This window comes from Psychromonas sp. KJ10-2 (genome assembly GCF_047323255.1).
GTDB lineage: Bacteria > Pseudomonadota > Gammaproteobacteria > Enterobacterales > Psychromonadaceae > Psychromonas.
On the sequence record NZ_CP178827.1, the window covers coordinates 3,466,515 to 3,480,374 of the forward strand.

Below are 13,860 nucleotides of genomic sequence, written 5' to 3' on the forward strand. Positions count from 1 at the left end.
TTGGAATCATCTTGGAAAGTGCATTAATTTATAATAATCATAACAAATCGTTGGCATCAATAACTGTCATCAAACATCATGCTTTTTTATGTGCTTTTAATGAAAGCTTTACATCAATAGAACCGAGCATTTATGATTCTTGTATTAATCTATTTTTTAGTACTTTGGGAATATTTCATGTCAGCTAACTTAACGCAATTACTCTCTATTATGCAGCAACTTCGTACCCCGGAAACAGGCTGCCCTTGGGACTTAAAACAAACCTTTGATAGCGTGGTTCCTCATACGATAGAAGAAGCCTATGAAGTGGCTGATGCGATTGCCAATAAAGACTTTGATGATCTAAAAGGCGAATTAGGAGACCTATTATTCCAAGTGGTGTTTTATGCACAAATGGCCAAAGAGCAGGAATTATTTGAATTTGATGACATATTGGCGGTATTGAATGAAAAATTGATCCGTCGTCATCCACATGTGTTTTCTACTTCAGAAATAAAAACGGATGCTGAAATTAATGCCAACTGGGAAGCAGAAAAAGAGAAAGAGCGTCAGAAAAAAGCACAATCACAAAATAAACAAGAGAGCGTATTAGATAATATTCCATTAGCATTACCTGCCTTAACACGTGCTTACAAAATTCAAAAGCGCGCTGCCAGTGTCGGGTTTGATTGGGCGGAATTAGAGCCTGTGGTTGCTAAAATTCATGAAGAGCTAGATGAAGTATTAGTGGAAGTGAAACGCACGGATCTAAATGATGCTCAACAAAAAGAGCGTATTGTCGATGAATTAGGTGATCTATTATTTGCCAATGTTAATTTGATTCGCCACCTAAAAGCTAATCCAGAGCAAGTATTAACTCAAGCAAATAGTAAGTTTTCAACGCGTTTTAAGCGTGTTGAGGCACATGTTAGAGCATTAGGTAAAGAGATGGGTGATTGCACATTGAATGAATTAGATGCAATTTGGAATGAGATTAAGCACCTTCCTCAATAACTTGCTTGATGCTATTAAGGGAGTCAAAGGGAGTTATTTTGTGTATGAAACTTAAACAATCTTGCTGCCTTTTCACACTTTTTATATTTAATTTCATTAAATTTTTCCTACTGTTTTATGGCCTTTAATAATCGACTCCTTTAAATTTCAGTGACCTAGCTATAGACCCTATGGCTATAGGTCTCTTAGCTAATATCACCAATCTTAAACACACCTGATCGACTCTATTTTTGCGCGTTAATAACACTGTTATTTTTCAAACAAACCCTGATGGAATTTTGTACTTCGAAGAATCGTTGATTTATTTATGATATGTTAATAAATATGCAAATACGCATTTGGGTAAATGATTTGACTACCCATCAAACTAACCACATTCATTAGACGCCTTAATTTAGCGTTATACAAAATAGTTTTCTTTTTCAATATTGATATGGAAAACGAAAGTTATTTGATCAGGCTAGTTAGGATGCTAGCGAAGGTGGTAGTTGAAAATTTATTATTCGTAAAACTCACGGAGGAAGTATGAAGTTAGTTAAAAAAATCTCGATGGTTGTTGCTTCAATGGCGGCGATAGGTGCTTTATCTACAGCCAATGCAGATGCCTTAGATACGGTGATTGAGCGAGGCGCACTAAATTGCGGTGTGGTACTTGATTTCCCACCTATGGGCTACACTGATAAAGACAACCAACCAGCAGGTTTTGATGTTGACTACTGTAATGATTTAGCAGAAGCATTAGGCGTTAAATCTAACGTTATTAATTTAACTTGGGCAGACAGGATCCCTTCTTTAATCTCTTCAAAAACAGATGTGGTTATCGGTTCTACTTCAGACACGCTAGAACGAGCTAAGTCAGTTGGTTTCACTTATCCTTACTTTGTTTTTAAATTCCAAGTGTTATCTAAAAAAGGCGTGGAAATCGATTCTTTTGATGACCTTAAAAACGTTAAAGTGGGTGCTGCCATTGGTACTACTTACGAAACAGAGTACTTTAAATACGCTGACGAAAAAGGCTGGGGAAGAGATAATTACACTTCTTTCAAATCTGAAAATGATGCATTCCTAGGTTTATACCAAGGTAAAATCGATGCACTTGTTTCAACTAATACCAACATTGCAACTAAATTAGCTTCTGGTCAATTTGATGACTTTGTTGCTGGTCCTTACGTGCCTAACTATGATGATGTGGTAGGTATTATTGCTAAGCGTGATGAGATTGCTTGGATCAATTACTTAAATCTATTCTTAATCCACCAAGTGCGTGACGGTAAGTTAAACGACTTACATGTTAAACATTTTGGTTCTCCTGTATCTGAAGATATGGTGAAAGCGTTAATTGAAAACCGCTAATCTCTAGCGTAATTATTTAATGGTCTACTTTTATTTTAAATAAAGTAGGCCATTTGTTTTTATAGTAGAGAGACCCTATTAATAGGGCAGTTTTTCACTTTCGTAATATCAAAAATTCAAACAGGCTCCTAATAGCAATATTTATTGGGGATGGACAAAGTAGCATTTGAGTTTAACTCACTGCAGTTTGAATTATTTAAAGAGGGTATATGGATAGTTATAACTTTCATTGGAGTGTAGTATGGGATGCTTTTCCGCAATTATTAGGTGGCGCATTTACTACATTACACGTCTCTGTTTTATCAATGTTAGTAGGGATCGTTGCGGCGGTTTTTTTAGCATTGGGTAAAATGTCTAACTCTAAGATTTTATCTTTTTTATCCAGTATATGGATTGAGCTTTCTCGAAATACACCGGCATTATTTCTGATTTATATGGCTTACTTTGGCTTAGGTGCTTACGGCATCCATTTAAGCCCTTACTTATCGGTTTTTGCTGCCTTAGTATTTGTAAATGGTGGGTATTTAGCAGAAACATTTCGTGGTGGTTTTCAATCTATTCCACCAACACAATACAATGCAGCGCGCTCTTTAGGCATGAATAGTGTGCAGGCATATCGTCATATTATCTTACCGCAAATGTTTAGACGCATTTATCACCCAATGACCAATCAATTTATCTGGTCAATATTAATGAGTTCATTAGGTATATTAGTGGGAATGAATGATTTGTCAGGAGAAACACAACGTTTACAGTCTAGCTCTTTTAGAACTTTAGAGTTCTTTATTGTCGCTGCGGCCATGTATTACGTAATTGCTAAGCTAGTTTTATTTGCTGCGCACTTAGTATCGAAACGTGTCTTTAAAGGGAGTTATCATAATGAATTTATTTACTCCTATCTCTTGGAATGATGCAGGTTTCATTTTAACGGGCGTGTTAAATACCGTTTATATCTCTGTGATTGCGATCTTCTTCGGTACTATTTTAGGTTTAGTACTGGGGTTTGCTAGAGCAGAAGGTAACAAGATAGTGAATATGTGTTTAGGTGGTGTACTGGACATCTTAAAATCGGTACCCCTGATTATTCAGCTTATCTTATTCAGTACTTTTATTGGTGCCATGGGTTACCCACTTGAACCATTTGTAGCTGGCTCGATTATTTTATCACTGTATACCATGGCCTTTATGGTTGAGGTATTTAGAAGTGGTTTTGATAATGTGCCCGCAGCGACCAAGAAAGCAGCGCGCTCATTGGGCATGAGTTATTGGCAAACTGTCCGACATATTAGTATTCCGATTGGCATGCGGTCGGTATTACCGTCATGGATAGGTGTTGGCTTGAGTGTGATTAAAGACTCAGCACTGGTATCGGTCATTGGTTATATGGAATTGTTAAGAACTGCAGAGCAGTTGATATCACGTTCGCAACAGGCCGTGATGATTTTAGTAGGCGTAGGGTTGTTTTATTTTTTGATCTCTTACCCATTGTCGCTTTATGGTAAATACATAGAAAGGAAAATGACAAGATGATAGAAATCAAAGGTGTTCATAAATCTTTTGGTGATTTAGAAGTATTAAAAGGTATTGATCTTGATGTTAAAAAAGGCGAAGTAGTCAGTATTATCGGTGCCAGTGGTAGCGGTAAATCAACGCTTCTATATTGTATTAATGCTATTGAAGCGATTAATGGCGGCAAGATATTAGTGGATGGGGTAGATGTTCACGATAAAAATACGGATAAAAACCAACTAAGACAAAATTTAGGCATGGTATTCCAACAATGGAACTCCTTCCCGCACTTAACGGTATTGGAAAATGCGGCATTAGCGCCACAAGTGGTAAAAGGTTTTAGTAAAGAAAAAGCCGAAGAGATTGCTACAAAAGAGCTTACTCATGTGGGACTAGGGGATAAGTTACATGAATATCCAACCAAGATGTCTGGTGGTCAGCAGCAACGTTTAGCAATTGCGCGCGCACTAGCGATGGATCCGCCTTATATGTTGTTCGATGAAGTGACCTCGGCATTAGACCCTGAACTTGTGGGTGAGGTGTTGGATACATTGAGGTTATTACGTGATGATGGCATGACCATGATTTGTGTGACCCATGAGATCGCCTTTGCCAAAGAGGTCTCTGATAAAGTGGCCTTTTTCCATAAAGGATTAATCGAAGAGATGGGTACCCCGCAACAGGTGTTAGAGAACCCACAAAAAGAGCGTACTAAGCAGTTTTTAAGTAAAGTGCTTTAATCGCTCTTTCGAAAACGGCGCTACTAGTTACTAACTAATAGCGCCGTTTTTTTAATTTAGCTTTAAAAACCAAATGATTTTCGGGTGCACTTTGTTCTCAAAAAAATACCATTTATGCATTAAAGTGTTTTTATCGTTTGTCGGGAATCACAGTAGTTGATATACTGCTCTCCCATCTAAATGTTCAATTTTCTTCCATTTTGATAAAGCGGTCACACTTTAAAAATCTTAACTTTAATAATTAACAAGTTAGGCTATTTTTGCGTGTGATTTTTTTATTGGTGAATAAAATTAACACTCTTTTTCTTCTTAATGGCTCAGGGTTATTATGACAACAAAATATATATTCGTAACTGGTGGTGTTGTTTCATCACTTGGTAAAGGTATTGCTGCAGGCTCTCTTGCCGCAATTTTAGAAGCGCGTGGTTTAGACGTAACGATTCTAAAACTTGACCCGTATATTAACGTTGACCGGGCACAATGAGCCCAATTCAGCACGGTGAAGTATTCGTGACTGACGATGGTGCTGAAACGGATCTTGACTTAGGTCACTACGAACGTTTTGTTCGTACCAAAATGACTAAACGCAATAATTTTACAACAGGTCGAATCTATTCTGACGTATTAGCTAAAGAGCGTCGCGGTGACTACCTGGGGGCTACTATTCAGGTGATTCCTCATATCACTAATGAAATCCAAGCACGTGTTATTGCTGGTGGTGAAGGACATGATGTTGCTATTGTTGAGCTAGGTGGAACAGTAGGTGATATTGAGTCACAACCATTCCTTGAAGCTATTCGTCAATTGGCATTAAAAGTCGGTCGTGAAAATGCAATGTTCATGCATTTAACACTTTTACCTTATCTAAAAACAGCGGGTGAAGTAAAAACTAAACCAACGCAACATTCGGTAAAAGAGTTACGTAGTCTAGGTATTCAACCTGATATTCTAATTTGTCGTAGTGAAGTGAGCTTCCCAGCGAATGAACGCGCAAAAATTGCTTTATTCTGTAACGTTCAAGAGAAGTCAGTTATTTCATTACGTGATGTTGACTCAATTTATAAAATTCCAGCTTTATTAAAACAACAGGGTTTAGATCAAATCTGTGTTGAACGTTTTGGTTTAGATTGTCCTGAAGCTGATTTAAGCGAATGGTCAAAAGTAGTTGCAGAAGAAGCAAATACAACCAGTGAAGTGATCATTGGTATGGTTGGTAAATACATTGAATTGCCAGATGCATATAAATCTGTGAATGAAGCGTTAAAACACGGTGGTCTAAAAAATGCTGCCACTGTTAAGATTAAATACATTGATTCACAAGATGTTGAGATTAAAGGACTATCTGTTCTTGAAGGTGTTGATGCGATCTTAATCCCTGGTGGGTTTGGTGAGCGTGGTGTTGAAGGTAAAATTCTTGCAGCACAATATGCACGTGAAAATAAGATACCTTATTTAGGCATCTGTTTAGGTATGCAAGTGGCATTAATTGAGTTTGCTCGTAATGTAGCAGGTCTTAAAAATGCACACTCAACAGAGTTTGATGAAAAATCAGAAAACCCAGTGGTTGGTTTAATTACTGAGTGGATTGATAAATCAGGTGAAGTTGAACAACGTACTGAAGATTCGGACTTAGGTGGTACAATGCGTGTAGGTTCGCAGAAGTGTCATCTAGCGAGTAACTCTAAAGTATTGGAAATGTACGGTAGCAAGGAAATATTTGAGCGCCACCGTCATCGTTATGAAGTAAATAACAACCTATTACCAGCAATTAAGAAAGCGGGTTTACAGATCACTGGTTTATCTGAAGATAAGAAACTAGTAGAAATCATTGAAAACCCAAATCATCCTTGGTTTGTTGCAGCGCAATTCCATCCGGAATTCACTTCAACGCCTCGTGATGGTCACCCTTTATTTAAAGGGTTTATAAAAGCTGCGATAGATCATCAACAAGGTCGTTTTTCATAGTTTTTGTTGACCCGATCGCATTAGTTTGTTAAAAAATTACACATTAAAAGGCTGTGGTCACAAATCACAGCTTGTAATGAAGAATTTTTAAAATTTATTTTTATTAAAACAAAGGAAAAATCATGTCAAACATCGTTAAAGTACTTGGTCGTGAAATCATGGATTCACGTGGTAACCCAACTGTAGAAGCTGAAGTTCATCTAGCAGACGGTTCTATCGGTATGGCTGCTGCTCCATCTGGCGCATCTACTGGTTCTCGTGAAGCACTTGAATTACGTGACGGCGACAAAGCACGTTACCTAGGTAAAGGTGTACTTAAAGCTGTTGAAGCTGTAAACGGTCCAATCGCTGAAGCACTAGCTGGTAAAGATGCACTAGCACAAGCTGAGCTTGACCAAATCATGATCGACCTAGACGGAACAGAAAACAAAGCTAAATTTGGCGCAAACGCTATCCTAGCTGTTTCTCTAGCTGCTGCTAAAGCTGCTGCAATCTCTAAAAAAGTACCACTATACGCTCACATTGCTGATCTAAACGGTACTTCTGGTGTTTACTCTATGCCGCTTCCAATGATGAACATCATCAATGGTGGTGAACACGCAGATAACTCTGTAGATATCCAAGAATTCATGATCCAACCTGTTGGCGCTGCTAACTTCCGCGAAGGTCTACGTATGGGTGCTGAAGTATTCCATAGCCTTGCTAAAGTACTTAAAGCTGACGGTCACTCAACTGCTGTTGGTGATGAAGGTGGTTTCGCTCCAAACCTTGCTTCTAACGAAGCTGCACTTGCTGCAATCAAAGTTGCTGTTGCAAACGCTGGTTACGAGCTAGGTAAAGACATTACATTAGCGATGGACTGTGCTGCATCTGAGTTTTACGATAAAGAAGCAAACATCTACGACCTTAAAGGTGAAGGTAAAAAATTCACTTCAGAAGAGTTCAACTTCTTCCTTAAAGATCTTACTGAACAGTACCCAATCGTTTCTATCGAAGATGGTCTTGACGAGTCTGACTGGGATGGTTTCGCACATCAAACTAAATTAATGGGCGATAAAGTTCAATTAGTTGGTGACGATCCATTCGTAACAAATACTAAGATTCTTAAGCGTGGTATCGACAACGGTATTGCTAACTCAATCTTAATCAAATTCAACCAAATCGGTTCTTTAACTGAAACTTTAGCTGCAATCAAAATGGCTAAAGACGCTGGTTTCACAGTTGTTATCTCTCACCGTTCTGGTGAAACTGAAGATGCAACTATCGCTGACCTAGCTGTTGGTACAGCTGCTGGCCAAATCAAAACTGGTTCATTAAGCCGTTCTGATCGTGTTGCTAAGTACAACCAACTTCTACGTATCGAAGAAGCGCTAGGTTCAAAAGCACCTTACAACGGTCTTAAAGAAGTTAAAGGTCAGTAATTCTTTAAATAGAATATGATTTTTAAATCTTAAGATTTAAATCCTCAACTTAGGTTGGGGATTTTTTTGCCTGCTGTTTGGTGAAAGATTAGGTGCAAAGCACCTCATTACTTCAGTCTTAAAGAAGTTAAAGGTCAGTAATTCTTTAAATAGAATACGATTTTTAAATCTTAAGATTTAAATCCTCAACTTAGGTTGGGGATTTTTTTGCCTGCTGTTTGGTAAAAGGTTAGGTGAAAGCGCATTAAACCTTTCTAATCCCCTGGGCATTTAGCTTAAATCATATCTTAATGCTTAAAGTCAGCGTAAAATGCGCATTTTTTAAATGTAGTGGTGGAAAAGTAATGCCTGTAGTTATTGAGATCCTTGGGTGGACCAGTGTTTTCTTTTATGTCTTTTTAATGGTCTTTAATGGCATGAAAAACATACGCTTAGCTTCCTTTTTATCAGTCATTAATGATGTTTCCTGGGGGATTTTAATTGGTGTGATGCCAAAGGTATTGCTGAACCTAGTAGTGGGAAGCGTGACCTTATACCGTTATTTATGTGATTTTACTGAATTATCACGCCGTATCACTCTGATTATCTTAGTAATTATGATCGCTTTTTTAACTTACGCAACTTACTTCTCAGTGAATGATTATCTGGCTAATCCATCTTTAGGACTGTTATTAACTTGGGTTGATTTTGCGATTATTTTAACCGCGCTGAGTGTTAAAAAAATCCGATTTTTCCAGTTTTTTATGTGGATATCTGCTTTTGTTGGCGGCTATGCTTATTATTTACTAGGCATCGATCAAATGATTGTTATCAAAGCGATTGTTGGTTTAATTATGACTCATAAGCTATTTTTCCATCCGCTTTTCCCACAATTAGAGAGCAAATTACTTTTTTGGAAAAAATGACGTTAGGCAAAATAATTAAGCACAGTCTAATTTAGCATGCTTGAGCTAATGTTAATTTTCCTTGTAATATGGGATGATTAACTTTTTATTATTGAGTTTACTTATCATGCGCTTACTGTTATTTGTGTTTGTTTTCCCTCTTCTCTTTATTGCAGTACCATTTATGGTTTGGTAAAAATGGGCTGCAAGATAATCGTGAATATAGAAAAGCCGTTGATCTCGCTACGGCAAGTAATACAGAACTCACGACACGTAATCAAATGATGTTCTCTGAAATTGATAATTTAAAAACTGGCACTGAAGCAATAGAAGAGCGAGCCCGCAATGAACTAGGGCTAATTAAAGAAGGCGAAACATTTTTCCGTATCGTTCCTAAAGGCGGAGAGTTAGATGAATAAGCCCTGTTTTTCTGTGGTGATGCCTGCTGCCGGCATCGGTAAGCGTGTTGGTTCGGACATTCCTAAGCAATATTTAACGATTTTAGATAAAACGATTATTGAATATAGCCTTGCTCCTTTTTAGCACACCCTGATATTAATCAAGTGGTTGTTTCTATTGCTGATAATGATCAGTGGTTCAATAACTTGAGCGTTGTTAATCACCCTAAATTGAGTATGGTTAAAGGCGGTAAAGAGCGTGTAGATTCAGTGTTAAGTGCATTAAAGTCATTACCTGTCACTGATTATGTCTTAGTGCATGATGCTGCTCGTCCCTGTATACAAACCACCGACATTGATAAACTGCTCGATCATGCTCAACAACATGATAGCGGTGCAATGTTGGCTTATCGAGTGCGTGATACTATGAAACGTAGCGATCCTGAACAACAGATTAAACATACGGTCGATCGCGATAATTTGTGGCATGCATTAACGCCGCAGATGTTTAAAAACCAACAGCTAATTAATGCTATTACTAGTATCGAAGCGCAGCACCTGATTACCGATGAAGCGTCAGCCATAGAGTTATCTGGTGGGAGTGTTTCAATTATTGAAGGGCGTAGTGATAATATTAAAGTCACACAAGCAGAAGACTTATTATTAGCGGAATTCTATCTCTCAAAAATTTAATACATATTTTTACATTTAAAACACACGGTTAATTTTATACACATTGTTAAGGAATATTTATGATCCGTATCGGACATGGTTATGATGTACACAAGTTTGGTGGCGAAGGCCCAATTACCATTGCAGGTGTAAAGATCCCTTACACTCAAGGTTTACTGGCTCATTCAGATGGTGATGTAGCGATCCACGCTCTGTGTGATGCGATACTTGGCGCGTTAGCATTAGGTGATATTGGCCGTCACTTTCCTGATAATGATGATGCTTTTAAAGGCATCGATAGCCGAGAATTATTAGTTAATGTATATCAACAAGCTAAGGATAAAGGTTACCGTTTAGGTAATGCTGATATCACCATCATTGCACAGGCGCCTAAAATGGCGCCACACATTGCCGATATGTGTGCAGAGCTAACACGTTTACTTGATACCGACCTAGGAAATATCAATGTCAAAGCAACCACGACAGAGAAGTTAGGTCCGATGGGGCGAAAAGAAGGCATCTCTTCACATGCGGTAGTGATCTTATTAAAGGATGCACAATGAGTGAGTTGCAGCCTGAAAAAAAGGTATACCCATTAGACTTTAATTACCTTTATGGGAAACCCACTTGTACAGGTCGCTTTAAACAACATTGTGAAGACTTTCGCGTAGAAGAGCAGTTAGATTTTGAATTAACCGGTGAAGGTGAGCATGTTTGTTTATGGGTTAAAAAAGTAGGTGAAAACACTGATTACCTAGCTAGGCAACTAGCAAAATTTGCAGGTATTGCTGCTAAGAATGTAAGCTATGCAGGCTTAAAAGATCGCCAAGCAGAGACTTATCAATGGTTCTCTTTATATATTCCTGGAAAAATAACCCCAGACTTTAGCAGCTTTGAATCACCTGGTGTCAGTATTTTAAAAGTGATTCGCCATAATAAAAAGCTACGAACAGGATGCTTATCTGGTAACAACTTCACCATTACTTTGCGTGAGGTGTCTGATAAAGCGCAATTACAGAAAGTACTCGATAAAGTTCAGCATGGTGTTCCTAATTACTTTGGTAATCAACGTTTCGGTTTTGACGGTCATAATGTTAATGCTGCACTGCAAATGTTTAATGGTCGCAAAATAAAAGATAGATTTAAACGTGGTATGTATCTGAGCGCAGCGCGAAGTTACCTGTTTAACCGTGTTATTTCTCAGCGTATTGAAGATAATTTACAAGCATCTCCAATGCTTGGCGATTGTGTGCAATTTGTTGCGAATCGATCTTTTTTCCATTACCTGATTTATCGGAACAAACCTTGCAACGTTTATCTCAACGAGAGGTCTGCTTAACAGCACCTTTATGGGGTAAAGGTGAATTGACCTCAAGCGAGGATGCACAAGAATATGAATTAAATTGTTTACAGGAGTTTGCTGATTTACAAGCAGGGTTAGCAAAAGAAGGGTTAAAGCAAGAGCGACGCCCGTTATTATTAATACCTGAGCAGTTTAGTTATCAATGGAATGATCAAGCAACATTAACACTGTCATTTTATTTACCGTCGGGTTGTTATGCAACCAGTGTAATTCGTGAGCTTATTGAGATAAATATATGATGCTATTAATTAGTAATGATGACGGTGTATTAGCACCAGGATTGTCTGCGTTACACAAGCACTTGAGTCAAATTGATGACACTGAAACTATGGTTGTTGCTCCTGAGCGTAATCATAGTGGCGCTAGTAATTCATTAACACTGGAGCACCCCTTAAGAAAGCATCAATTAGATAATGGCTTTATATCGGTTAATGGCACACCTACTGACTGTGTGCATTTAGCATTAAATAAGCTTTGTTCAACTCCGCCTAAACTGGTCGTTTCTGGTATTAATGCTGGCGCCAATATGGGCGATGATGTGTTGTATTCGGGGACAGTTGCTGCAGCAATGGAAGGACGATTTTTAGGATTACCAGCTGTTGCTGTTTCATTAGATGGTACTGAGCATTACGAAAGTGCTGCTCGCTATGCTAAAAAATTAGTAGAGCATTTGTTGGTTTCGCCATTGGAACAACATCAAGTTATTAATATTAACGTACCTGATTTACCTTTTGAGCAGATTAAAGGGATTAAAGTCACGCGTTTAGGCAAACGTCATCAAGCAGAGATGATTGAAGAAAGTATTGACCCTAGAGGGCGTGAAATTTTTGGGTTGGGCCTCCAGGGCATATTGAAGATGCAGGTGAAGGCACAGACTTTCATGCCGTTGAGCATGGTTATGTATCAATTACCCCAATCAAAGTCGATTTAACCGCGATAGAGCAGTTGCCTATGGTTGATAAATGGTTAAAAGAGATTTGATTGAACATTAGTAATGACCGCTTAAGCCGACACCTTTAAGCGCTGATAGTTAAGCCAATAACCTAAAAAGAGAAACTAAGTGAAAATATTTGCCCCCTATATGAAAAAGTAATGCTTTGGTCAAAACATAAATATGCGCCATTTTATCTTTATCTCACGGCGTTTATAGAGTCTATATTTTGGCCTATTCCAGTAGACATTATGCTGGCACCGATGGCATTGGCTAAACGAGAAAAAGCATGGCAGTTTGCTTTTGGCGCAACACTTTTTTCTGTTCTAGGTGGTGCCCTAGGTTATTACTTGGGTAGCGCATTATATGACCCTGTGGTATTACCTTTTATTGAAGCAATGCATTACCAAGGCAAAATGATAACAGCACAGTCGTGGTTTAGTGAGTGGGGCGTATTAGTGATTTTTATCGCGAGTTTTACACCTATTCCATTTAAAGTCTTTACCGTAACTGCAGGTGTTATGAGCATGGCATTTTGGCCATTTATGTTAACTGCATTAGTTGGGCGAGCGATGCGCTTCTTCTTAGTTGCTGGATTGATGGTCCTAGGGGAGAGAAAATGGAAACGAAATTAAGTAAATACATCGATGCATTAGGTTGGTTAACTATTTTAGCGGCGGTTATTTTATATTTTACAATTAAGCACTAAATAACAGTGAAATATCTATTATCTGCCACTTTTGTACTATTAACTGCTTGTTCTGGGCAAAGTGATCGAGCACCTGTTTATGATGCGACTTCGACTCCTAAGCCTTATGTTGCAACAGGACAAAGCATTTCGCCAGGACAAGCTACCTATATAGTGGAAAAAGGCGATACGCTGTATTCCATTGCTTGGCGTGCAAAAATGAACGTAAACACGCTTATTATGCGAAATAACCTCAAAAAACCTTATATTATTAGACAAGGAGAGGTATTGACACTTAGAAATGTTAGTAAAAAAGTTTCGACTGTTTCACAAAATAAGCAAAAAGTGGCCTCAAATGGTTGTTTAGGGCAAAGCTGCGCAAAAAATCAAAAAGTAAAGGTTGTTAAAAAATCAACAAAAGCATATCCTGCAAAAGTTGTTGATAAAAAAGTGACTAAAAAGCCCGTTTCACAGCCAGTTGCTAAAAAGGTATCCGATTGGCGTTGGCCAAGTGAAGGGAAATTAACTAAAACATTTGCAAATTCAACACAGGGTATGAAAGGCATATCCATTACAAATGACCGAGGCACCTCTATTTATGCGGCAGCTAGTGGTCAGGTTGTATACGCAGGGAGTGGTTTAAGAGGATATGGAAACCTCGTGATCATTAAGCATAACTACGATTATTTAAGTGCTTATGCGCATAATGACAAACTACTCGTTAAAGAGAATGAACAAGTGAAGATGGGCCAGAAAATAGCCGTGATGGGAGACAGTGGCACAGATAGCGTTTATTTACATTTTGATATTCGTTATCGAGGCAAGTCTGTTGATCCTTTACGTTATTTACCAAAAAGGTAGCGATGCAAAGAGCACAGATAATTGATTGTTTAAAGGTATAAACAATCAATTAGGCTCATCTACATGGAGTTTGTTCGAAATA

The 13,860-nt window shown here is 38.2% G+C and carries 14 protein-coding genes and 3 pseudogenes; all 17 read left to right on the forward strand.

Translation table 11 applies throughout. The features are described 5' to 3' along the window. The first annotated feature begins 177 nt into the window (after positions 1-177). Complete coding sequence (gene mazG / locus ACLKL2_RS17005; protein ID WP_113818274.1) at positions 178-993, forward strand: nucleoside triphosphate pyrophosphohydrolase; 816 nt, start codon at positions 178-180, stop codon at positions 991-993. 525 nt (positions 994-1,518) lie between these two features. Beyond that, positions 1,519-2,346, forward strand: a complete 828-nt coding sequence (locus ACLKL2_RS17010) for a transporter substrate-binding domain-containing protein (RefSeq protein WP_113818275.1) — start codon at positions 1,519-1,521, stop codon at positions 2,344-2,346. A gap of 209 nt (positions 2,347-2,555) precedes the next feature. Then, positions 2,556-3,257, forward strand: a complete 702-nt coding sequence (locus ACLKL2_RS17015; protein WP_413692562.1) for an amino acid ABC transporter permease — start codon at positions 2,556-2,558, stop codon at positions 3,255-3,257. Next, a complete protein-coding gene (locus ACLKL2_RS17020; protein WP_258546846.1) occupies positions 3,226-3,876 on the forward strand; it encodes an amino acid ABC transporter permease in 651 nt (216 codons plus the stop codon). Before ACLKL2_RS17015 ends, ACLKL2_RS17020 begins: the two co-directional genes overlap by 32 nt. Further along, positions 3,873-4,595 (forward strand): amino acid ABC transporter ATP-binding protein, encoded by a 723-nt coding sequence (locus ACLKL2_RS17025; protein ID WP_113818278.1) that lies wholly within the window; start codon positions 3,873-3,875, stop codon positions 4,593-4,595. The genes ACLKL2_RS17020 and ACLKL2_RS17025 overlap by 4 nt, the downstream gene beginning before the upstream one ends. Positions 4,596-4,923: 328 nt before the next feature. After that, a pseudogene (locus ACLKL2_RS17030) lies at positions 4,924-6,560 on the forward strand (CTP synthase). Between the two features lie 122 nt (positions 6,561-6,682). Beyond that, complete coding sequence (eno, locus tag ACLKL2_RS17035; protein ID WP_413692563.1) at positions 6,683-7,981, forward strand: phosphopyruvate hydratase; 1,299 nt, start codon at positions 6,683-6,685, stop codon at positions 7,979-7,981. 344 nt (positions 7,982-8,325) lie between these two features. Further along, entirely contained in the window at positions 8,326-8,886 is a 561-nt protein-coding gene (locus ACLKL2_RS17040; protein WP_413692564.1) for a phosphopyruvate hydratase, read from the forward strand. Positions 8,887-9,014: 128 nt separating this feature from the next. Beyond that, complete coding sequence (gene ftsB / locus ACLKL2_RS17045) at positions 9,015-9,284, forward strand: cell division protein FtsB (protein WP_413692565.1); 270 nt, start codon at positions 9,015-9,017, stop codon at positions 9,282-9,284. Further along, positions 9,277-9,408, forward strand: a complete 132-nt coding sequence (locus ACLKL2_RS17050; protein ID WP_413692566.1) for a 2-C-methyl-D-erythritol 4-phosphate cytidylyltransferase — start codon at positions 9,277-9,279, stop codon at positions 9,406-9,408. Before ftsB ends, ACLKL2_RS17050 begins: the two co-directional genes overlap by 8 nt. A 20-nt stretch (positions 9,409-9,428) precedes the next feature. Further along, a complete protein-coding gene (locus ACLKL2_RS17055) occupies positions 9,429-9,956 on the forward strand; it encodes an IspD/TarI family cytidylyltransferase (protein ID WP_413692567.1) in 528 nt (175 codons plus the stop codon). A 59-nt stretch (positions 9,957-10,015) separates the two neighbouring features. Further along, positions 10,016-10,498, forward strand: a complete 483-nt coding sequence (ispF, locus tag ACLKL2_RS17060) for a 2-C-methyl-D-erythritol 2,4-cyclodiphosphate synthase (RefSeq protein WP_113818283.1) — start codon at positions 10,016-10,018, stop codon at positions 10,496-10,498. After that, entirely contained in the window at positions 10,495-11,274 is a 780-nt protein-coding gene (truD, locus tag ACLKL2_RS17065) for a tRNA pseudouridine(13) synthase TruD (RefSeq protein ID WP_413692568.1), read from the forward strand. Before ispF ends, truD (ACLKL2_RS17065) begins: the two co-directional genes overlap by 4 nt. Continuing rightward, positions 11,241-11,537, forward strand: coding sequence for a tRNA pseudouridine(13) synthase TruD (gene truD, locus ACLKL2_RS17070; RefSeq protein ID WP_413692569.1), 297 nt, complete (start codon positions 11,241-11,243; stop codon positions 11,535-11,537). The genes truD (ACLKL2_RS17065) and truD (ACLKL2_RS17070) overlap by 34 nt, the downstream gene beginning before the upstream one ends. Continuing rightward, positions 11,534-12,279: pseudogene (surE, locus tag ACLKL2_RS17075) on the forward strand (5'/3'-nucleotidase SurE). The gene truD (ACLKL2_RS17070) and the pseudogene surE overlap by 4 nt, the downstream one beginning before the upstream one ends. A 111-nt stretch (positions 12,280-12,390) precedes the next feature. Next, a pseudogene (locus tag ACLKL2_RS17080) lies at positions 12,391-12,938 on the forward strand (YqaA family protein). A 6-nt stretch (positions 12,939-12,944) separates the two neighbouring features. Next, on the forward strand, positions 12,945-13,778 hold the full coding sequence (locus ACLKL2_RS17085; protein ID WP_413692570.1) for a peptidoglycan DD-metalloendopeptidase family protein: 834 nt from the start codon (positions 12,945-12,947) through the stop codon (positions 13,776-13,778). The last annotated feature ends 82 nt before the right edge of the window (positions 13,779-13,860 follow it).